This window comes from Sporosarcina sp. NCCP-2222, assembly GCF_023168145.1.
Classification (GTDB): domain Bacteria; phylum Bacillota; class Bacilli; order Bacillales_A; family Planococcaceae; genus Sporosarcina.
Map to the genome: position 1 here is coordinate 263,011 of NZ_BQYK01000005.1, position 21,549 is coordinate 284,559.

23 protein-coding genes and 1 riboswitch are annotated in these 21,549 nt (G+C 44.3%); of the genes, 14 read left to right on the top strand and 9 right to left on the bottom strand.

Translation table 11 applies throughout. From position 1 onward, the window contains the following. Positions 1 to 186: 186 nt before the first annotated feature. Together NCCP2222_RS13120 and NCCP2222_RS13125 are read right to left on the bottom strand one after the other, a co-directional pair. On the bottom strand, positions 187 to 1,446 hold the full coding sequence (locus NCCP2222_RS13120) for a peptidase U32 family protein (protein WP_248512801.1): 1,260 nt from the start codon (positions 1,444 to 1,446) through the stop codon (positions 187 to 189). Between the two features lie 12 nt (positions 1,447 to 1,458). After that, positions 1,459 to 2,370, bottom strand: coding sequence for a peptidase U32 family protein (locus NCCP2222_RS13125; RefSeq protein ID WP_375709189.1), 912 nt, complete (start codon positions 2,368 to 2,370; stop codon positions 1,459 to 1,461). Between the two features lie 283 nt (positions 2,371 to 2,653). On the opposite strand from NCCP2222_RS13125, the gene NCCP2222_RS13130 reads away from it, so the two are divergent. The 6 genes from NCCP2222_RS13130 to NCCP2222_RS13155 all read left to right on the top strand — a co-directional run bounded on the left by NCCP2222_RS13130 (position 2,654) and on the right by NCCP2222_RS13155 (position 9,343). Beyond that, a complete protein-coding gene (locus tag NCCP2222_RS13130) occupies positions 2,654 to 3,571 on the top strand; it encodes a LysR family transcriptional regulator (RefSeq protein WP_248512803.1) in 918 nt (305 codons plus the stop codon). 102 nt (positions 3,572 to 3,673) lie between these two features. Beyond that, a complete protein-coding gene (locus NCCP2222_RS13135; RefSeq protein ID WP_248512804.1) occupies positions 3,674 to 4,780 on the top strand; it encodes a 5-methyltetrahydropteroyltriglutamate--homocysteine S-methyltransferase in 1,107 nt (368 codons plus the stop codon). 805 nt (positions 4,781 to 5,585) lie between these two features. After that, a riboswitch (purine riboswitch) is annotated at positions 5,586 to 5,687 on the top strand. A gap of 153 nt (positions 5,688 to 5,840) precedes the next feature. Further along, on the top strand, positions 5,841 to 6,701 hold the full coding sequence (locus NCCP2222_RS13140) for a DUF3100 domain-containing protein (protein WP_248512805.1): 861 nt from the start codon (positions 5,841 to 5,843) through the stop codon (positions 6,699 to 6,701). Between the two features lies 1 nt (position 6,702). Beyond that, the gene (locus tag NCCP2222_RS13145; protein WP_248512806.1) at positions 6,703 to 7,155 is read left to right on the top strand and encodes a hypothetical protein; all 453 of its coding nucleotides are present in this window, start codon (positions 6,703 to 6,705) and stop codon (positions 7,153 to 7,155) included. Between the two features lie 30 nt (positions 7,156 to 7,185). Beyond that, the gene (locus tag NCCP2222_RS13150; RefSeq protein ID WP_248512807.1) at positions 7,186 to 8,532 is read left to right on the top strand and encodes an amidohydrolase family protein; all 1,347 of its coding nucleotides are present in this window, start codon (positions 7,186 to 7,188) and stop codon (positions 8,530 to 8,532) included. 37 nt (positions 8,533 to 8,569) lie between these two features. Next, complete coding sequence (locus tag NCCP2222_RS13155; protein ID WP_248512808.1) at positions 8,570 to 9,343, top strand: sulfite exporter TauE/SafE family protein; 774 nt, start codon at positions 8,570 to 8,572, stop codon at positions 9,341 to 9,343. Between the two features lie 147 nt (positions 9,344 to 9,490). Here NCCP2222_RS13155 and NCCP2222_RS13160 read toward each other — a convergent pair whose 3' ends face one another. The 4 genes from NCCP2222_RS13160 to NCCP2222_RS13175 all read right to left on the bottom strand — a co-directional run bounded on the left by NCCP2222_RS13160 (position 9,491) and on the right by NCCP2222_RS13175 (position 12,483). Next, complete coding sequence (locus NCCP2222_RS13160; RefSeq protein ID WP_248512809.1) at positions 9,491 to 10,060, bottom strand: lysozyme inhibitor LprI family protein; 570 nt, start codon at positions 10,058 to 10,060, stop codon at positions 9,491 to 9,493. A 120-nt stretch (positions 10,061 to 10,180) separates the two neighbouring features. Beyond that, positions 10,181 to 10,699 (bottom strand): DinB family protein, encoded by a 519-nt coding sequence (locus NCCP2222_RS13165; protein ID WP_248512810.1) that lies wholly within the window; start codon positions 10,697 to 10,699, stop codon positions 10,181 to 10,183. A gap of 640 nt (positions 10,700 to 11,339) precedes the next feature. Continuing rightward, a complete protein-coding gene (locus NCCP2222_RS13170; protein WP_248512811.1) occupies positions 11,340 to 11,996 on the bottom strand; it encodes a zf-HC2 domain-containing protein in 657 nt (218 codons plus the stop codon). Next, positions 11,977 to 12,483 carry an RNA polymerase sigma factor gene (locus NCCP2222_RS13175; protein WP_248512812.1) on the bottom strand — a complete coding sequence of 169 codons (507 nt, stop codon included), beginning with the start codon at positions 12,481 to 12,483 and terminating at the stop codon, positions 11,977 to 11,979. The genes NCCP2222_RS13170 and NCCP2222_RS13175 overlap by 20 nt, the downstream gene beginning before the upstream one ends. Before the next feature lie 275 nt (positions 12,484 to 12,758). Between NCCP2222_RS13175 and NCCP2222_RS13180 the strand changes: the two genes are divergently transcribed. Genes NCCP2222_RS13180 through NCCP2222_RS13200 form a run of 5 tightly spaced genes read left to right on the top strand, consistent with a single transcriptional unit; the run spans position 12,759 to position 16,688 of the window. After that, complete coding sequence (locus NCCP2222_RS13180) at positions 12,759 to 13,475, top strand: SDR family NAD(P)-dependent oxidoreductase (RefSeq protein WP_248512813.1); 717 nt, start codon at positions 12,759 to 12,761, stop codon at positions 13,473 to 13,475. Beyond that, positions 13,475 to 14,503 carry an S-adenosylmethionine:tRNA ribosyltransferase-isomerase gene (locus NCCP2222_RS13185; RefSeq protein WP_248512814.1) on the top strand — a complete coding sequence of 343 codons (1,029 nt, stop codon included), beginning with the start codon at positions 13,475 to 13,477 and terminating at the stop codon, positions 14,501 to 14,503. The genes NCCP2222_RS13180 and NCCP2222_RS13185 overlap by 1 nt, the downstream gene beginning before the upstream one ends. Positions 14,504 to 14,516: 13 nt before the next feature. Next, positions 14,517 to 14,864, top strand: coding sequence for a VOC family protein (locus NCCP2222_RS13190; protein WP_248512815.1), 348 nt, complete (start codon positions 14,517 to 14,519; stop codon positions 14,862 to 14,864). Positions 14,865 to 14,898: 34 nt separating this feature from the next. Continuing rightward, complete coding sequence (locus NCCP2222_RS13195; protein WP_248512816.1) at positions 14,899 to 16,017, top strand: GAF domain-containing sensor histidine kinase; 1,119 nt, start codon at positions 14,899 to 14,901, stop codon at positions 16,015 to 16,017. Positions 16,018 to 16,046: 29 nt separating this feature from the next. After that, positions 16,047 to 16,688, top strand: a complete 642-nt coding sequence (locus NCCP2222_RS13200) for a response regulator (protein WP_248512817.1) — start codon at positions 16,047 to 16,049, stop codon at positions 16,686 to 16,688. Positions 16,689 to 16,765: 77 nt separating this feature from the next. On the opposite strand, the gene NCCP2222_RS13205 is transcribed toward NCCP2222_RS13200, so the two are convergent. Next, a complete protein-coding gene (locus NCCP2222_RS13205; RefSeq protein ID WP_248512818.1) occupies positions 16,766 to 17,680 on the bottom strand; it encodes a helix-turn-helix transcriptional regulator in 915 nt (304 codons plus the stop codon). 102 nt (positions 17,681 to 17,782) lie between these two features. Between NCCP2222_RS13205 and NCCP2222_RS13210 the strand changes: the two genes are divergently transcribed. Beyond that, positions 17,783 to 18,706 (top strand): DMT family transporter, encoded by a 924-nt coding sequence (locus tag NCCP2222_RS13210; protein ID WP_248512819.1) that lies wholly within the window; start codon positions 17,783 to 17,785, stop codon positions 18,704 to 18,706. A gap of 150 nt (positions 18,707 to 18,856) precedes the next feature. Here NCCP2222_RS13210 and NCCP2222_RS13215 read toward each other — a convergent pair whose 3' ends face one another. Both NCCP2222_RS13215 and NCCP2222_RS13220 read right to left on the bottom strand, forming a co-directional pair. After that, on the bottom strand, positions 18,857 to 19,117 hold the full coding sequence (locus tag NCCP2222_RS13215) for an ATP-binding protein (RefSeq protein ID WP_309295967.1): 261 nt from the start codon (positions 19,115 to 19,117) through the stop codon (positions 18,857 to 18,859). Positions 19,118 to 19,204: 87 nt separating this feature from the next. After that, a complete protein-coding gene (locus NCCP2222_RS13220; protein ID WP_248512820.1) occupies positions 19,205 to 19,642 on the bottom strand; it encodes a cell wall hydrolase in 438 nt (145 codons plus the stop codon). A 174-nt stretch (positions 19,643 to 19,816) separates the two neighbouring features. On the opposite strand from NCCP2222_RS13220, the gene NCCP2222_RS13225 reads away from it, so the two are divergent. Continuing rightward, the gene (locus tag NCCP2222_RS13225; protein ID WP_248512821.1) at positions 19,817 to 20,452 is read left to right on the top strand and encodes a hypothetical protein; all 636 of its coding nucleotides are present in this window, start codon (positions 19,817 to 19,819) and stop codon (positions 20,450 to 20,452) included. Further along, positions 20,443 to 21,471 (top strand): transglutaminase domain-containing protein, encoded by a 1,029-nt coding sequence (locus NCCP2222_RS13230; protein ID WP_248512822.1) that lies wholly within the window; start codon positions 20,443 to 20,445, stop codon positions 21,469 to 21,471. The genes NCCP2222_RS13225 and NCCP2222_RS13230 overlap by 10 nt, the downstream gene beginning before the upstream one ends. Positions 21,472 to 21,549: the final 78 nt, after the last annotated feature.

Below are 21,549 nucleotides of genomic sequence, written 5' to 3' on the forward strand. Positions count from 1 at the left end.
ATTTGTATACATTTACTCGATTTATTCTAAAAGAAATTAATGACATGAAGAAAGTCTATTCTACCTGTATTGATTGGGAGGAACGCAGTTGTTTCCTCTGAATGCCAGTTAAAACGGATGAACGCCAATAAGTCGGATTGAACGCCATTAAAACCAGACGAACGTAACGTCTGGCTATTCCTTTTCTCAGCGTTGTTTGCGCATCATATCAAATGGCCGGACAGGTTGCAGCACGCGCATCTTCACTGTCATCATAGCATTGGGTGCCCGGTCGATCGGCTCGTCGTCTTCATTCCACATTTCTTCGATCGTCTGCTCGAAATGCGTGAAGGCCGGTCCGTAGAACTCGATGGCATCCCCCTGGCTAAACACATTGCGCTGCTGGATGGTCGCAATCTTCGTCTCCTCATCATAATCTAAGACCTGGCCGATGAAGCTGTACGCCGGAATCTTGCGCGGTTTTCCGAAAAGCTGCTCCTCTTCACTCGGTATTCCGTAATAAAACCCACTCGACAATTCACGCTGGGCGACTTTCCACAGCTCATCTTCCCATTCCTGGTTGAATACATAATTATCCGGATCGGCGCAATAGGCATCGATGGCTTGCCGATATACATTTGCGACTGTCGAGACATAATGGATGGACTTCATCCGTCCCTCAATTTTCAAACTGTCAACGCCATTCTCGACTAGCTCCGGAATATACCGGATCATCGCCATGTCGACTGCACTCATCGAGAAGGCCTCTTCTATATCGCCGGACTCGTCGCCACCGAGCAGTGACGTTCGCTCCGCCGCTTCATCCATTTCAAACAAACCGTATTTCCATCGGCATGACTGCGTACAGCCCCCTCGGTTCGCATCGCGGTCTGCCATATGATTCGATAGCGTGCAGCGGCCCGAATAGGAAATACACATCGCCCCGTGGATAAACGCTTCAATTTCAACGTCGGTCTTCTGGCGAATTTCCTTGATCTCCTCCATGCTCACTTCCCGTGCCAGGACGACACGCTCGAGGCCTTCCGATTTCCAGAAATTCAGCGTTTCGTAATTTGTTGCAGAAGCCTGTGTCGACAAATGGATTGGAAGACCTTCCGCTTCCATCGCACAGATTTCAATTAGCGCAGGATCCGATACGATAACTGCATCAATGCCGATGTCCCGCAATGTCCGGAAAAAGTCCCCCGCGCCTTCCGTATCACCTTCATGCGCAACCATATTGGCAGCAACATACACTTTCGCATTATACTCCCGCGCAAATGCCACACCTTCCGCCATCTCCTCATACGTGAAGTTGCCCGCACGGCTTCTTAGTCCGTATGCATTGCCGCCGATAAACACCGCATCTGCCCCATAACGGATGGCCGTCTTTAGTTTTTCCAGCGTCCCCGCAGGCGCCAACACTTCAGGTTTCTTTGTGATAACTCGCTTTGTCAATGTTGTCATATCGGTTTCTCCTTACTCTATGTCCTCTGGATTTTTCACAAAAAAGCCTTCATCGAGCGACCGCCCGACAGGATGGTGCTGCTGGATTTCTTTCTGTAGCTGTCCAGCTGCATCCATTGTCCATTGATCCGCTTCCAGCAACTTCTTGGCTTCATTGAATTGCTTCGCGATTTGTACGAAAGCGTCCCCTTTTGTAAATAAACCGTCCAGTTTCCACCGCAGCAACCCGCCTTCTTTCAATACATCCAGCTGTCCTGCCAGACTGACGTCATTCGTCGCGAAAATATGGGTACCGTTTCTATCCTCGTAGATCGAATAATGGGTATCTTCCTTTTTCGGTTCCGACAAAAACAGCGTACGCTCCTGCCCTGATGCCGCCTCACCGACATAATTAAAATAGTTCTGCACGAGTAGCCGCTTCGATTGGTGAATGCATGTGGCACCATATACAAGTACTTCCACTGGCACTTCTGCCTTCCGGCTAATCTGCAGCAATTCCTCTTTCGTCAATTCCCGAGCGAGTACGGCTCCCACCGCTCCCCACTTCGCCCAAAAGTTCACCTGGTTTGCGCTTGTCACCATCGTCTGCGCATCATAGAGATACGGCAACTGGATCTTATGCTGCGCCATCAAATGAATGACGCCGGGATCTCCGACGGTTACCGCATCCGCCCCGGCCTCTGCCAGAAACTCCAAATAAGGCAGTACCGCCTGGATCCGGTCATTGTGCAGCAGCGCATTCACTGCCACTGTCACCTTGCGCCCGGCATCATGGACCAGCCCAATCATCTCTTTCTGTTCAGCCCGGCTGAAGGAAACCGGCAGCCGAAGCCCGAATTCATCTTCTCCTATGTATAAAGTATCCACGCTCTCCAGCAGCTTTTCGGCTTGTCCCAGCGATTCAGCTGTTGCAATCAGTTCAATCATCGGTTTGCATCCTTTCGTCCCGCTACGCAGCGGGTGTAATAGATTCATTATAGTAAGCCTTCGGGCCAAAGGCGTGTCAAAGTCGTGAATCTTTCGTCTTCAGACGAAAAAATAGGGAATTCCCTATGTTTGTAGTTGAAATGACTTCATTGCTAATAAGCATACGGGATGCGCCTGTAATCCAGAGTTCCGCACCCCATTCCCATTCAATCGATGCGTTTCACTACCTCACCCTGTATAATGAATCCAATTCATAACACAAATAGAAAAGAGAATGAAAATGACATTACAACAATTAAAATATGTGATTGAAGTAGCGAGAAGCCGGTCGATAAACGAAGCGGCACAGCGCCTATTTATTAGTCAGCCAAGTCTTTCAAACGCGTTAAAGGAGTTGGAGGACGAAATAGGGATTACAATTTTTTCGCGGACGAATAAAGGCACAGTGATTACAGCGGAAGGAACGGAGTTTTTAGGCTATGCAAGACAAGTAGTGGAACAGGCAGAGCTTCTTGAAAACCGCTATACGAGCACGAAATCGCCGCAACAACATTTCTCGGTTTCGGCCCAGCATTATGCGTTTGCGGTAAGTGCTTTTGTAAGATTGTTGCAAGAGTATGATCGAGAGAAATATGAGTTCACCTTACGAGAAACAAAAACGTATGAAATCATTGATGATGTAAAGAACTTGCGCAGTGAAATTGGAATTCTATACTTGAATGATTTTAATAGAAACGTCATTCAGAAATTTCTGCGGGAAGGGAATTTAGAGTTTCATGTACTATTTAAAGCAACACCCCATGTCTTTATTAGCTCGTCTAATCCATTGGCGAAGCAGGAGTATGTCACACTGGATGATTTATATCCGTATCCATACCTTTCCTTTGAGCAAGGGGATTATAATTCTTTCTATTTTTCGGAGGAAATTCTTAGTACGCTATCTCGGCCTAAAAACATTAAAGTCAGCGATCGCGCGACTTTGTTCAACCTTCTTATTGGCGTTAATGGTTATACGATTTCAACCGGAGTGATAAGCCAAAAATTGAATAGCAAGGATATTATCGCTGTCCCCTTGCAAGTGGATGAACGAATGGATATTGGCTATATAACGCATAAAAACGTAACGAACAGTACATTAGCTACGATCTATATTCAGTATTTGAAAGAATCGATTGTGGAAGAATTACTTCAGTTATAGCTTCAAGTTATAACAAGGGATAGATTTTTCATGTTATATGATAATAAATTTCTCATGCTACACTTTCCTTACACCAAATCAGAGGAAAGAAGGAATGTAATCATGACGACAACAACGATTGTAAAAGCACCATTCCGAGCGGATCATGTGGGAAGTTTATTGCGTCCGGAGGCAATTCACACGGCGCGAAAGGACTTCCAGGAAGGCACGATAACAGCGCAACAATTGCACGATATTGAAACAGCAGAAATAAAAAAAATTATTGATAAGCAAATTGAAGTCGGCCTACAAGCGGTTACAGATGGAGAATTTCGTCGTAGATTTTGGCATACAGATTTTTTGGAGCATCTAAACGGTGTCGAAGGATATACTCCGAATCACGGATTTGCATTTAAAGGCGAGGAAACGGAACGCTATGATGTCCGTGTCATCGGTAAAATCTCATTTAATTCGGAACATCCTCATATTAAAGAGTTCATCGAGTTTAAGGAAATGGTTGGAGATCGTGCCGTTGCGAAACAAACCATTCCTAGTCCGAACCAATTATTCAATGCGGGCATTCGAAACAAAGATGTTTATCCGGATCTGGAAGAGTATACAAAAGATATTATTGCAACGTATCGGGATGCCATCACCGCCTTTTACGATGCCGGTTGCAGATACTTACAATTGGATGACGTCTATATCGCTGGCTTGAATGCACCTGAAATTCCGTTTAACGACAGCGGCTATTCACGTGAGCAACTAATTGATCTGGCATTACGAGTAGTAAATGGCGTGTTGGAGGATAAACCGGAAGACCTCGTTATCACAACACATCTTTGCCGAGGGAACTACCGATCCAAATGGGCCTTTGAAGGAAGCTACGCGAAAATCGCACCGACTTTATTTGCAAAAGAAAAAGTGGATGGCTTTTTCCTAGAATACGATGACGATCGCTCGGGAGATTTTGGACCGCTGGAATTTATTCCGAATGGAGGAGCTCGAGTAGTGCTCGGCGTATTTACTTCAAAGCACGGCCAGCTAGAAGATGCAGAAAATATCAAAGCGCGTATTCAGGAAGCGACGAAATATGTGCCGCTCGAGCAGCTTTGCATCAGCCCTCAGTGCGGCTTTGCATCCACTCATCACGGGAATATCCTGACAGAAGAAGAGCAATGGGCAAAGCTGAAATATATTGTTGACCTGTCGAAGGAAATTTGGGGATAAGTTTCTGAGAGTATACGTATAGAATGCACTCGCTCAGCGTGTAGACAAAGTTGGATTTACACTTTGTCTACACGTTTTCAGTCGTAAATGGAGCGCTCACTTCAGCCTGGATTAAAATGCATAAATACGGCACACCGTAAATCTAGATTATCGATCTGATAAACCGGGTGAACGCCAGATTCCCATTCCTAACGCCAGATTCCCATTCCTAACGCCAGATCAACCGGATGAACGCCAGATTCTCATTTTGAACGCCAGATCAACCGGGTGAACGCCAAATTCTCATTCTGAACGCCAGATAAACCGGGTGAACGCCAGATAAACCGAACGAACGCCAGATTCTCATTCTGAACGCCAGATAAACCGAACGAATCTCATTTTGAACGCCAGATCAACCGGATGAACGCCAAATAAACGAATTACGCGCCAAATGATAACGGGTTCACGCCAAATTATCCCGTTGTATGCCAGATAAACCGGACAATGCGCCAAATCATACCGGTTTACGCCAAATCAAGCGGGTTCACGCCAAATTATATCCAGTTGGCGCCAAATAATAGTTCTGCAAAACAATCAATCTGAGAGACCGGATGCACGGCAGATAACCGGCTGTGTGCCAGATAATTAGTGCAAAATCTTGTGCCCATTTTCACCAAAGATTCCACTTGAAAATGAATCTGTTTTCCCACCAAACCAATGTACATAAGCATTCATTATTCGCCTTTTACAAAATAAACCTTTGACTTTTAAATTAAAATGGTTTAGTTTATTTAATATCCGAACGATAACTTAATAATCATCATCTTAATTCGTATTTCATTTTCTTCGTATAAACTTGGAAATAAGGTCCAAAAGTCTCTACCAAACTACCGTAAATAGTTTGACTACGATGAATGACGAAAAAACGATTTGGCGAAGCATCTATTTTTGATGTGGTTTCTTTGCCTTCTTTTCGTTTTCTTTGCTTGTTCACCAGTCAAACTCTAGTTGGGAAACTAGAGTTTTTTTCTTTTTTTATACGCAGAACTTGAAAAATAGTGAACAGGAGAGGAAGAGGAATTTGGAGAGCACAGCACAGCCGCGGCAGTCAATATGGGGTAATTTGAAAGATAATTATCGCTTATATTTGGCCGCATTCATCATTGTTACCATCGCCGAATTCATCGGAGTGAAAACGTTCCACGTAGGTTCTGCGTTAATTGTCCTTTATCCTATGCTTTTTGCCATTGTCATTAGTGTTTTACTCGGCAGGGATATCTTACGATTTTTTACTAAGAAGGAAGCAAAAAAGGCCTCCTCCCTTGTACTTGTCGTCATCACCCCTTTTATGGCGAAAGTTGGCGTGTTAGCGGGGGCAAACCTTCCCGAACTCGTCAATGTCGGACCGGCACTAGCCTTCCAGGAGCTTGGTCACGTTGGAACGATTTTGCTCGCATTGCCTGTCGCTTTACTGCTTGGCGTCAAAAAGGAAGCGATCGGCGCTACGAGTTCCACATGCCGGGATAAAGATTATGGGTTGATTTGCCATTTATACGGTTCTGATTCTCCTGAAGCACGAGGCGCTCTTTCTATATACATCATCGGGTTTTTAATAGGCACGGTTTATATCGGATTTTTAGCGAGTATCGTAGCATCCCTCAACTTTTTCCACCCATTGGCTCTTGCCATGGCATGCGGAATTGGCAGCGGCGTAATGATGGCTGCTGCATCAGGCACACTCGCGGCTATCTATCCCGATTATGCCGATCAAATTATTATGCTGGCCGGGGCAAGCGACATGTTGGCTGCCATCGTCGGTATCTATTTCACTTTGTTTATTTCCCTGCCGATCACGAAGAAATTATATTACTTTCTGGAGCCCAAGCTTTCCCGCGGCAACTCTCGGCACGGCAATACAAAAAAACTAAAAGGAGATGTCTGACATGACGATGAATTTGCGAAACTGGACAGTCTCTCTTCTTCTGACATCCGTCGTTACTACGCTGATGGCGAACTTGATTGGCAATGACGTTTCCATTGCAGAATCCATCCCAGGTGTGCTCTCGCTATCCGCCATTGCGTTTGTCGGCATCGCTTTAGGGAAGTTAATTCCTTTAAAAATTCCACCTATCGTCTATGTCGTGTTGACGGGAATGGTTGTGGCCAGTCCTATTTCTCCTATCGCCCAGCCGATTATTGATTCCACCGCGAAGATTTCTTTCATGGCTCCGATTACTATTGTCGGGACGCTCGCCGGAATCGGGCTCGACTTCAAATCATTTATTAGCCAAAGCTGGAAAATGGTCATCGTGGCCATCTTGGTTTTCACGGGCACTTTTCTCATACAAGCTACGTTTGCTGAAATTTTCTTGAATGTGACAAATGCATTTGATTGATTTACAAATAAATAATCATGGAGGGTTATCATGAAAATAAAAGAGCATGCGGATTTGCTTGTATACAATTGTTCCCTATTGACCCCTGACTTTCAAATTACACATAATCAAACCGTTGTAATAAAGGATTCTACTATTGTCGAGATTGGAGACACGACAACCCTTTCGGACTGCTATACAGCGACTGAAACCATCGATGCAAAAGGAAAGCTCGCTATGCCAGGTCTCATCGATGCCCATACTCACACTTGCCAACAGCTTTTAAGAGGCAGGATCGCGGATGAGCTGCCGATGATCTGGACAAGAATCATGGTTCCCTTTGAAAGTCATCTTCAGGAAAAGGACGTTCGGATCAGTTCCCAGCTAAGCTGCCTTGAGATGATCAAATCAGGAACGACCGCATTTATAGATGCCGGTGGAAGACATATGCATCAAGCGGCTGAATCCATATTGGAATCCGGTTTGCGTGGCGTCATTACCTGTTCTACCATGGATAGCGGCAGAGAGATTCCCTCTTCGATGAAGCTGACAATCGCTGAAAATATCGAGCTCAATCGGCAATTGTTCAATGCTTTCAACGGAGCTGGCAACGGGAGACTGGATGTATGGTTTTCTCTACGCTCTATCATTTCCTGTACGCCTGAACTGACTCAGCAAGTGTTTGCAGCAGCAAAGGAATGTTCCACTGGTGTGCAGTCCCATATGAACGAATACACGAATGAAATCGGGTATTGTCTGGAAAACTTTAAAATGCGGCCATACGAATATTTGGAATCATTAGGTGTACTGGATAAACATTTCTTAGGGGCACATAGCATTCTCCTCTCACCAAACGAGATGGATATCATCCAGCAGCATGATTGCAAAGTTACCCATAGTCCTGCGAGCAATTCTGGAAAAGGATTGCCTAACACCCCTCAATTATTACAGAGGGGGATAACCGTCAGCCTTGGTACAGATGGCGCGGGGCATTCCGGCTTGAACTTGTTCGATCAGATGCGCATATTCAAATCACTAATGCGCGCTACTTATGGGGCGCCTATTTCCGACCCGGTCGTCATGCCTTCCACGACGCTCCTGGAAATGGCAACCGTAGGTGGAGCAAAGGCGATGCGTCATGAGGACCAAGTAGGAACGCTTGAAGCCGGCAAAAAGGCGGATCTCATTCTCATCGATATTAATCAGCCCCATATCCAACCGACCCATAACTTAGTAAACACGCTGATTGAAGTTGTCACGAGCAGGGACGTTACACATACGATTGTCGATGGGCAACTGTTGATGAAAGATAGACAAGTCCTTACAATGGATGAAGAGAAAATACTATTTGAAAGCAGCCATGCAATGAAAGAACTTTCCGTTCGAGCAAATATATAACCCCTGTCCAAGGGGAGGAATAATTGAGGTTTCCCTAATGTCTATTTTACTTTTATGTATCGTCTTACTCGCCAACTTGGTGATCGGCATCTTTCTAGGAATATCCGGAATTGCAGGATTCCTATTGCCGTTAATTTACGTTGGTTTCTTACACTTGCCTGTACATGACTCTCTTGCCCTCAGTTTTTTGGCATTTGCCGTTTCAGGCGTGCTGGGAGCCTATTCCTATTGGAAAATGAATAACATGGATTTGAAGCTCGCCCTATTTTTAAGTATCGGAAGTCTTCCTGGAGCTTTTTTGGGCGTGCAAATCAATGTTCTGACTTCCGATTTCCTCGTCAAGCTGTTTCTTTATCTGTTCGTCTTGCTTGCGGGGTTATCCATTTTACTTAAGAAAGACAAAGGCGACGTGGAACAAAAACGTTCAACTCTGCTGGATCACCGCCTATTCGTTATGCTGCTTGGATTTTTGACAGCAACCATCTGTGCACTGACAGGTGCGGGCGGACCGATCCTATTAGTTCCGTTACTCGCAAGCTTTGGAGTCAATATTCGAGTGGCAGTCGGCGTGAGTCTTTTAAATTCCGTCATTATCGCCCTGCCTTCTATGGCGGGCTACTTCTCTCGTGCCAATACGGACTCTATCGCCGTCTTGATAGCAGCCAGCTTGCTTGGAACTATCATCGGAATCATGACGGGCACCCGGATTGCCAACAAAGTTCCGATTCCGCAATTGAAGTTAACGATTGGAATCATTACCGTCGTGTCATCCGTATATATGTTAGCTCGATTGATGATTGGCGCCGCCTAATATTTATTAAACCTAATCCATTACCGTGAAGAGCCATGCCCCTATTTGAGGGCATGGCTCTTCTCCAATTATTATTACTCTCCTGCTGGAGAAGAAAATTTTCTGCAGTTTCAAAAAGGGATGGATACATTAAACCAGGTCGTAAAATCACTTTATATACTTTGCCACGAGTTCATAGCATCTCTCTTTCGTAATGCTCGCTTGTACCGCTACATATTCCAAGGCTTCCATTGAACCGCCTTGATATTCGAGTGATGACTTTTTTGCTTTCTCGTCCCGTTGTTGGACCCACTCTTGTTGCTCCCTTCGTAGGCGTTCCATCTGTTCCGAGCTGAGCTGCTCCTGCAGCAATCCATAGATCCGATTCAGCTCGTCATCCCACTTTTCAAATCGATCCGTCTCCTGGTTCTCAAGCTCTACAGTTGTCGTACCCGCCGCTTCATTCCGATCCGCCTCCTCCATTTCATTGAGTTTCTTGAGGTATTGTTCTTGCGTCAGCACCCTATTTTCCTCTTCAGGCTTCTCATTGGACGGTTTCGTCTCAGACTCAACTTCTTCATTGAAAAGGTTGTCCGAAGCAGGATCGAGTTCATTTTGGGTTTGATCCGACGAATCATCCGGTTTTGCAGCTGGCTCCTCCGACGTGTTTCCACATGCCGCTAATATCCCTAGGCTTACTGTCAATAAAACCATTGAAAACGTGCGTTTCTTTTTCACTCGCAAAACTACCTTTCTTTTCTAGGATGAAATCTTCTCTACATTCTAAAGAGTGTATTTTGCAACTTCAACAATTAGGTTTCCATTAAAAAAGCACCATGCAACATGGCGCTTGGAAGACTAGTTGGTTGAATTGATTTCATACAGATAATAAATATAATCCGTTGGCACACCCGATTCCCCTTGCTGACGAATCATAGCTGCAATATTCCCCCTGTGATAGGTGCCATGGTTGACGACATGATGAACGAGCTCAGCCAGGTTCGTTTCCAGCCGGCCAAACTTGGGATGCTCCGGGAAGACTTCCTTCTCCATGTCGCCTACTTCAGCGAAAAATGACCGGTATGCAGCCGTCGATTCTCCAAACAGTGCTTCTATCGTTTCCAATCGCTTATCGCCGATCTTTTCTTGCGCTTCACGCATGGAATCCTGTATGACATCCATCGCCTTGCCCTGCATGACGCCATGCCAGATGGTGTCTGTCATAAAAATATGGGCCAGCGTGTCGGCGATGGACGGAAACACACTTTCCATCTTTCGGTCATAGACCTCTTCTGGCAATTCCCTTAATCGGGCAAATAGCCGATTGTTCGCCCACACGTGGTAATCATACATTTGTACAGCATGGTGTTTTTTCATCACTCTTCACTCCTTCTAATTCTGTTCCTCTCTTAGTATTTCACATCAATTAGCAGAATCCTTTATTCTCGAATCTGTTTTTTTAGCTAGGTTCAAAAACTGTCTACTAAATAAAAAAGGATTGGAAATCAATTCGATGTCCAATCCCTGTGAGTTACCCATCTTTTTTTTATCAAATAAACAACAAAGCCTACCGCAGACGGAATCAAAAAAATAATAGGCATACTCCAATCAATAACTAAATCAATATTCTCAGACCCGAAGTAGATATACGATCGAAGTAAGTGAACGGAAAACAGTATCATAATAACGGTGAGTATGAGCGTGAATTGTAAAATGTATTTTTTAGCTGAAAGTACTGTGATTATAATGGTCCCGGTAGTTAGAATGCATAATAAAAGAAAGAACCTTCCCTCTCCATCTGTATAATTTGGAGGACTGTCAACTGTGATCATGAGTCGAAAAATGACAGTAATTAAAAACATAGCCACACTAAACCAAGCGCTGATTATGAATGCGATAGTACTTACTATATTTGCTCTCATGACGGCCTCTCTTTTGATATTATTAATTATACACATTTTAACATTAGACCCTTACAATGTATATGGGCACCCTCAGCAATGGTTCAAGCCCTTGCTTAGTCTTTCTGCTTTTGAGGCTTATACAAATCCTTCAATAAAATCTCTTTGGTTTTATCCTTATACTCAATATATAGTTTATCCTTCTCTGTTAGCTTCCGTTCCTTCCCGTTGTGCAGTAACAACGTGTTTTCATCCACAAAAGTAAACCTAACATTACTGCCTCCCTTCAAAAGATTCGAGGCCTCAGAAAAATCATTCCATTTTTCATAAACCACAATCATATTTGAATCAGCTCCCGAATGTTCAATCGGTATGATAAAACGTTTATCATGTTTCGTTTGAAAGGATAACGTAACCGTTTGATCCTGCTGGGTGACTGCTAGTTTTACATCCTTTTCATTCACAATCCACATATGAACAAATATGATGTACCAGCCAATCCCAATAATCAAGAAACTAGATAGGAGTGACCCTACAATCGTGAACAATTTTTTCTTATTTCTCGACTTCACCTTTTTAAAATAGTCGATATTACTCTTCTCTTTTCTTTGCTCCTCCGTCCGTTCCATTGATAACCCTTCTTGCATTTCGTTCAGATACATGCGGCAATCCTCGCACTCCCTTATATGTTCCTCCATTTGTTGATTCGTTTCATCACTCGTCAGGTTTTCAATATAACTCGGTACTAAATCTCTAAAAACGTGATGATTCATCGTTTCGATCACCCTTTCGTATTTGCTGTTTTGCCCGGTAGAATGTGACGCGCGCCCAGTTTTCTGTTTCTCCAAAAATAGATCCGATTTCCTTAAAAGATAAATCCCCTAATAACCGGAGATACAGAATTTCACGCTTCACTTCATCAAGCCGATGTGCCAATTTGAAGAAATGGATTTTGTCTTCGTTTCGAAAATACTCTTCCTCCAATGTAGTAGAGACATTACTTTCATCCTGCAGCGAATCCAGCAGCTTGTTCTTTTTCTTTTTTTGATTTATCTCTTGCAGCCAGACGTTTTTCGCGATGGAGCATAACCATGTGGAGAATTTTGCTTTCCCGGTTGGATGAAAGTTGTCGATCGACTTGATGGCTTGGTAAAACGTCTCTTGCGTTAACTCTTCCGCCGCTTCTCTATCTTTTGTCAACGTTACTAAATATCGAAAAATAAAGTCTCCATATTCTTCATATATCGTTTCTTTTTTCACTATGTACCTCCTCTCCCCCTCAGACGATTGATATTCACACGTCTGAGATTCTCGCATGAAGAATAGAGACTTTGAAAGTCGAATCATCTATATATCATGAAATCTATGAATTCGTTACAATGTTTTTTTATTTTTCTTCTATTCTGCGTTTGCATCATACCATAATTCGTCATCCTCCATCGAAAGTCGTAGAAAAGTTCAAGCTTTTCTACGAGGGAAAGATTTCTTGCCATCGATATACTGTGGATAGCAAGCACATAAAGGAGAGATTGGATATGAAAAATAAAGTTGTTATGATCACAGGCGCATCGAAAGGGTTAGGCCGAGCATTAACGTTAGCCTTTGCAAAAGCAGGGGCAAAGCTGGCCATCTGTGCTCGAACATCAGAAAATCTGCAGTTGGTAAAAAAAGAAGCGGAGCTGTTTGGAGCGGAAGTGTTGGCGATTACGGCGGATGTATCGAATGCACGTGATGTGGAACGGTTCGTTGCCACGACGGAAAATGCGTTCGGCCGGATTGATGTATTGATCAATAACGCATCCATTTTAGGGCCTAGCCCGATGCCGATGCTTCTTGACTATCCTGAGGAGGATTTTGCCGAGGTACTGCGGGTCAATGTCGTGTCCGTATTTTCAGTCGCAAGACGAGTCCTGCCTGGCATGCTCGAACGAAACGAGGGTTCCATCATCAATGTCACTTCGGAAGCCGGCAATACGGGCTATGCCGGCTGGGGAGCGTACGGCATTTCCAAATTCGCAGTAGAAGGTCTCACGGAGACATGGGCGGATGAGCTGCGCCATACAAATGTACGCGTCAATATGGTCGACCCGGGGGAAATGAACACAGACATGCACCGGTTAGCCGTTCCCGACTGCGATTATCCATTGGCAAACCCTGAAGATATCGTGGATGTGTTTCTCCACCTCGCTTCAAGTGATTCAGCCGAGATGCACGGGCAGCGCCTGGAAGCCCAGCCGGAAGGTGATGCGTGATGGTAGTCAAAGCACTGGATTTTCACCTGCCGGATGAACTAAATGCTTCCCATCCGCCTGAAAAACGGGGCTTGCGAAGAGATCATGTCAGAATGATGGTGCTGAATCGGACAACGGGAGAAATACAACACGACCGATTTGATCATCTACTGGATTATCTACAGCCAGGCGATCTGGTCATCTTAAATAACAGCCGCACGATACCTGCCGTCTTACATGGGAAATGGTCACGGCAGCTAGAGCAAATGGCAGCACAAGTGGAAGTCCGATTGGCACGACGCCGAAATGAGGATACATGGGATGCATTGATCATTGCGGGGCCTGTCCAAATCGGCGATACCTTGCATTTTTCAGCGGATTTATCGGCCGCCATTATCGAACAGAGGGAGCATTCCCCGCTAACTACCCTACGCTTTTCAAAAAAAGAATCGGAACTGTTTCAAGCCATCTATTCCCTTGGGGAGCCGATCCGGTATGAATACATTCAGGAACCATGGGAATTGGATAGCTACCAAACCGTGTTCGGCAGCCATCCGGGATCTGTTGAAATGCCGTCAGCCGGGCGAGCGTTCAGCTGGGAGCTCCTCTTTTCCTTAAAGCAAAAAGGCGTCGAAATCGAGTTTATTCAATTGCACACGGGTTTGAGCTACTTGCTTGATGACAATTACGAGCAGTCGCCCGAGGACAATGAAGAAGAATATCATATTTCCGAGGTCACTATGCAGAGGATTTTGCAGGCAAAGGCTTCTGGGAACAAAGTGATTGCCGTCGGGACAACAGTCGTGCGAGCTCTTGAAAGTGCTGCCCTGACGAACACACTGTCCGGTGTAACCAATCTGTATATTAACCGCCACTACCCTTTGCAACTGGTCGATGGCATGATAACCGGCCTGCATGAACCAAAGGCCAGCCACTTGGAGATGCTATCCGCTTTTGTTTCCGAGGATCATTTACAAGCTGCTTACGCAGAAGCTATCAAATCCCGCTACTTATGGCATGAATTCGGGGACATGAATTTACTCATTTGAAGGGGTTGGTCTAATGCGATTCCATCATTACGGGGTGAACGTAAGGAATCTCGACATGTCGATAGCCTTTTATCGAGAGCTCCTCAATCTTGAATTAGAAACCCTCTTCACTTTTATGGAGGAAAGGATTGTGTTGCTAGCCTCAGGAGATTTCAGAATTGAATTGATTGAAACAGAGGAAGACGAGAAAACGATTCATCTTTGTTTTGAAGTGACGGATCTTCAGGAAGTGATGAGCCGGTTGAATGGAATGAAAAAAATAGAAGGACCCTATCAGCTCCACAATGGATGGAGAACCGTTTTTTACGAGGGACCTAATCTTGAAATCATTGAGTTCCTTCAAACGGCAAGTACAGTATAATGGAAGTATACTTAGCGGGCTGGAGGGACTTAGAATGTCAGGAGAAGCGCCATATGAAGATATCACCGTTCTAAAAGAAATTGCCGAGCTTTTAAATGAAGGAACGGATACGAAGACGGTACTCTCCGGTGTTCTGCAAAAACTTCTTCAGGTCACCGGCCTGCAAACCGGCTGGATTTTTTTAATCGATAAACGCGGCAGGCACGAGCTCATCGCAGATGTCGCGTTGCCGCCTGCTTTACTGAATCATAATAAATTGAGAATGTGCCAGGGGAAGTGCTGGTGTGTCAATCGATATAATAACCATGAATTGAATAAGGCGACGAATATTATCGAATGTAAACGCATTGAGGATGCGATGGCAGAGGAGGCCGGCAACACATGCGGGCTTACCTATCATGCCACCGTTCCCCTTCGCGCTGGCGAGGAACGGTTCGGCATTTTAAATGTCGGCTCTCCGTATAAAACGCATTTTGAAAAAAATGAATTGGCATTGCTAGAGGCAGTCGCTTTCCAAATAGGAACAGCCTTGAAGCGTATCAAGCTCACGCATAGAGAACAGGAAACCGCATTGATTGCCGAACGGAACCGGCTGGCACGAGATCTTCATGATTCCGTGAACCAGCTGCTATTCTCCTTGAGCCTGACAGCAAGAGCAGGCGTGGAAATGACATCCGAGGAAGAAGTAAAGCAAACCTTCCGATACATACAAGACTTGACCCAGGAAGCTCTTGGGGAAATGCGGGGGCTGATCTGGCAATTAAAACCACAAGGACTTGAAAACGGCTTAGTGAGCGCACTCGGCAGTTATGCTGAAATGATCGGTCTTTCCATCGAAACGAAGATGACTGGGGCCGTCAGCTTACCAGGAAAAGTTGAAGAAGCACTGTGGCGAATCGGACAAGAGGCGCTCGCCAATTGTAAAAAGCATGCCAGTACGAATGTAGCCGTGCTCTCCTTCCAAGCAGACGAAAATGAAGTGAAGATGGCCATTCAAGATGCCGGATGCGGCTTTCATTACGATGAAAATTCCCCCATCCTCTCGCTCGGCTTACGCAATATGAAAACGAGGACAGAAGCATTGAATGGACAATTCATAATAACAAGCAGGCTTGGAAGCGGGACAACAATCTACATTCGGATTCCGCTGTAGAGAACATTTCAGCGAAGGAGGAAAAGCTAATGAGCATTCGTATAGTAATTGTCGATGACCATCACGTTGTCCGAAAAGGGCTTGTCTTCTTCTTCCGCACCCAACCGGATTTAGAAATCGTCGGGGAAGCGGCCAATGGAAAGGAAGCAGTGGAGCTCGCCAATTCCCTGAAGCCGGATTTGATTCTTATGGATCTCGTCATGCCGGAGATGGACGGAATCGAAGCGACGAAACACATCAAACAACAACATCCTGACATGAAAATTATGATGCTCACGAGTTTTTCCGACCAAGATCATGTCCTTCCTGCACTCGAAGCGGGTGCCTCCGGATTTCAGTTAAAAGATATTCAGCCAGATGAACTCGTTGCGTCATTGAAGAAAATCATGAATGGCGAAAACCAGTTACATCCGAAAGCAACATCTCATCTCATGAATAATTTCACAAATAGAAGCAAGCAAGACAAAGAACGAGTCGAGGATTTAACAAAGCGGGAGCTCGATGTCCTACAGGAAATCGCGAAAGGAAAGAGCAATAAAGAAATCGCCTCTTCCCTGTTCATCACCGAAAAAACGGTGAAGACCCATGTTTCCAATGTGCTTGCCAAGCTTGAGCTTGCCGATCGGACGCAGGCTGCATTGTATGCGGTGAAGCATCGGTTGGTAGAGTGATTAATTATAAAAGCGGATATCTATCTATCCAGCAATACTCATGCCTTGTATGTTAAACCCGGCAATGAAACGATCGCCTATTGAGTAGGGAGTGGCGGTACTTTTCTCCCCTGACCATTATTCTTTCTATATTCTAAGGGGGTCATATTCATTAACCTTCGAAAGTGATCGATGAAGTAACTCGTACTATTAAAACCTACTTGATATGCGATATCAGAGACGTTTAAGTCTGCTTGTTGCAGAAGGACTACACTCTTTTGAATACGATAGTCGTTTACATAACGCAAGGGGGTTGTTTTTAACATTCGTTTAAAATAACGACAGCATTCAGAACGGCTCAATTGCCCTGCTCTCGCAATATCTTCGAGCAAGATTTTTTCATTGAAATGATGGTGTATCCAATTCAACATTTTTTTCATCCTCTCATGCTTCACCGCTTCTGCCTGATCATATTCTAAACGAAACCCATTCGTAATAAGGTTTTGCCAAATATGTGCGAGTTGTATACCAATATCAATTTCGTAATATAGGGGTTCCTGCTGAATCATTTGTCTAATATGCAGGATTGCTCTCAAGATGCTCTTTCCCCAATCATGCGTTGCATCAATTACTACATACGATAGATTGGTCGATTGAATATAAGGATACATATAGATTGTAAACAACTCAGGCGATAACACGAAATGGGGCGAAACATTCAAGCAGAGGTACACACAACCTGACTGACTTGGATCTTCAGCCATATGTAAACGACCACTGTTAATAAACAACCCACTTCCTTCTTTCACAACGATAGTTTCCTCATTTACACGAAATACCGCCTCTCCTTTCAGAACGTAAACAAATTGCAGTTCATCATGCCAATGAAGAGGGATATAGCCTTGTATATTTTGGCGAATAGTTGTTTTATAGCAGGCAACTGGCACCGTGACAGTACGGTGGCTGGTAAGTTCTTTTAAGTTACTGCCAATCTTTATACGTTTTAACTGCAAATCCCCCACCTCAATATCCTTATATTTTTTTATGCAAAATCAGTATTAATTCGCCATTCCTTTCGCTATCATAGCATTATCCTTTTAGTTTGGGGTGGACATATGAATCATAAAAAAAGAGGTTTATTCCTCGTAATAACTGGTGCAGCCTTTTGGGGAATCGGCGGCACGGTTTCACAAAAACTTTTCCAACAATATGCAATTGAAGTCAATTGGCTCGTTACGACGCGGTTGCTCCTATCCGGCTGTTTATTGTTAGCCATTCAAGTCGCTAGAAAAGGCTATTCACAAATATTCGATGTCTGGAAATATAAAAAGACCGCAGGCCAACTCCTGTTATTCGGGTTGCTCGGCATGCTGGCAGTTCAATATACATATATGGCATCCATTAGTTTGGGCAATGCAGCGGTTGCCACGTTGCTACAATACACAGCACCCGTCATGATCATCATTTATTTACTCTTACGCAAGCAGACTGCTTTTACACGTAACGATTTAATGACGGTATCACTAGTTCTGCTCGGCTGCTTTCTTTTATTGACAAATGGTTCTTTTTCACAGCTTTCGGTACCGCTGCCATCCGTTACTTGGGGCATTTTATCCGGCGTTGCACTAGCCTTTTACACGCTATATGCCGTTCCCCTTCTAGCAAAATACGACTCGATGGTAATTGTCGGGTGGGCCATGCTGATCGGCGGTTTCGCCCTAAGTTTTATACACCCGCCTTGGCAAATGAATTTTGCAAGCCTGTCCACCGAGGCATATGGCTATCTCATTTTTGTCATCCTTTTCGGTACCATGCTTGCATTCTGGTTCTACATCGAAAGTTTACAATATCTTTCCCCGAAAGAAACGAGCCTGCTTGGCAGCTTGGAACCACTGACCGCAGTATTAACTACCGTCATTTGGTTACATGAACCATTCGGAATGCTTCAATGGCTCGGTACAGCGTGTATTATTGGAATGATTATACTTGTTGCATTAGGGTCTTCATCAAAGAAAAACAATAAAGCCGATGCAAACTAAAGAAAACCTCTACGTTTGATATTCAAAACGTAGAGGTTGTTTTATTGTCTAATGCCAGAAAGTGACGCGATGAAAGCTTCTTGATGAAACCAATATTCCTCTGCATTATTGCTTTCCGCCTGCTCTTTTGATTTACAGGCTTCCTGCTGCTTACGGAAGAACCACAGTGACTTCTGTCCCTTCCCCAAGCTTACTTCGCACCTGAATATCCCCTTTGTGCAAATCAATAATCTTTTTAACAATCGGGAGTCCGAGGCCGTTACCTTCCGCTTCACGATTTCTGGATTGATCAGCTTTGTAAAATCGTTCGAAAACATGCATTCGTGTCTCCTCACTCATCCCAATACCGTTGTCCGATATCAACACAGTTGCAAACCGATTTTGTATAGAAGGTCGGTTTGCTTTTATCACACTAAACTTTAGGACAGAAAACGTTAAGCATCCAGAAAAAAGCTTCCCACAAGTTCATTCAACTCGTGGGAAGCCTCTTCTAAACATCTAGCTGTAAACAGCATCACAAGTACCCGCCGCTGGTTCATAAAAACAATGATTTTTAAATTGTCCTGTAAAAGGTTGCCCATACCACGTCGGCGGACAAGGCGCATATGGGTTAAAGTACCATAGAGCATATTTTGCCGGGTGGACTCGCCAATAGTCCAAATTCTGCTTGGCTAATCTTCTTTCCGTATCTCTCGCTCGTTGATAAAACATATTACCTTTTTGAACCGCTTCAAACGAATAATTCCCACCCTGCACCTGGAAAATCACGTCCTCAATCGTTCGAACATCTCGAAAGTCCAAACAATCGGCTACTGCTCGATTCACAATGACATTTCCGACATATAGCATCCCTTGTTTACCTTCGCCCTCTGCTTCTGCCCGCATCATTCGGGCCATTAAATCAATATCCGCATCACGATATTTCACTCTCGGCATTTTCCCACCTCCACCTATAGAATATGAAAGCAAAACTCCAATGATACACCCGAAGGCAAACCGCGTGGTACAGGACGGTCTTTTCTCACACCTATTTCAACAATACTCTGTTTCAAACTATCGCAATAGTGCTATTATTGATATACATTACTTACTAGGGGGAATCTGACATCTATGAAAAATTTTTATATAGCATTTGTCAGTTTGGTGAGTTTATTCATATTGAGCGCCTGTACGAGCGGGTTTGCTATTACGGAAGAACAAAAGCGGGAGGCGGCGTATGAGGAGGCCGCAAAAAAGAAAAATGATGAACTGGGAAAGGAACCGGTGGAGCTGACACCCTATGCCCGGAAATTAGGTGCATCTTTGACACAGCCTACTTACAAGGAGATAGCGGCAAACGGAGTCGTGACAGTCGAAGGGACAATTGAGCAGCATGAAAAATTGAAAGGTAACTATGTAATAATTGAAATTGGCTTTAGCGAAGGAAAAGAACTTGGCGATTCGGTCTCTCATTATGTACCTATTAAAAACGGTTCGTTCAAACAAGATATTATGATGTTCAATGGAGAGGGTGACTATCTGGTAAGTGTCCTGCTCCCCAGTACAATTTTCGAAGAAGCATTTGATGACATGACTACTTTCTCTGTCTTTAATGTAAATCCAACTACGGATGATGAAATTGTCTACACCCCGTTCGCGCAAGCTGCGGGCCTCTCAATTCAGGAACCTGATAGCAGGTACGTAAAAGGGAATGAAGTCTTACACTTAAAGGAAAGGTTGACACAACAGAAAATATTATGCTCGTAATCTACAAGGGGGAACAATCCTGGTCACATATGCTCTCTGTCAATAATGGTGAATTTTCATATGACGTGCCATTGCCTTACGGAAAAGGAGTTCATGGATTAGCAGTTTACCTACCACCAGAAAACCAGGGGACATATTATCAACAAGGCGCAGTGGTCTATATAGACAATCAATCCGATCTCACATTTGAGCCAATTCAAAACACGACGGATGAGCGTGGGGTCCATTTTGCCTCACCCGCTAAAAGCGGCGAAGAAGCCGGTTTAACTTATCGCATTTCAGGAACCATCGACAAAGATGACCCCCTTGCCAAGGAGACGACACACCTCTTTATTGAGATAGAGAAAGACAACGAACTAGCATATTCCGTTATTCCAATCGACAATTTTACATTCGACGATCAGATCTATCTGAGATTCGGAGCTGGCACATATAATGTGACGGTCAATGTGCCGGAAGCCAGAGGCAAAGAACTGTATTATGTAAATATTGCTGAGTTTTCGGTAGTAAGTAAGGACAATGAAGATCAACGCAATCTCTTGCCATCCATGGGCGTCCAATCCGATGCGCCGGAAATCATTGCGCTTGCAAAAGATCTCATTACCGAAGAGATGTCCGATCGTGAGAAAGCGAAAGCCGTTTACGAATACACCGCTAAGAACATTTCTTATGATGTGAAAAAATGGGACGATAAAATTAATGAATGGGATGACAGTGCCTTAAAAACACTTCAGTTGAAGAGTGGAATTTGCGGAGATTATTCGTACCTTGCTATAGCTTTGCTACGTGCGTCCGGCATGGAGGCAAGGTATATCGGAGGAACAGCTTTCAATGGTTACACCACGGATTATCATGCCTGGGTGGAAGTGAAAGTGGACGGAAAATGGCTTACGATGGATCCTACATGGGGCTCCGGCTATACTAGTGGGAATGCATTCATACCGAAGTATACGGAAGATTACTTCGATCCGACCGAGGAATTATTTAAGACGCACACACGGCTGGAAGTCAGATATTAAGCACGAAGTGATGGATATGGCAGTACTATTTTGTCAAACGATAAAAAGAGGTCTCTCCTAAATTTCGAGAGACCTCTT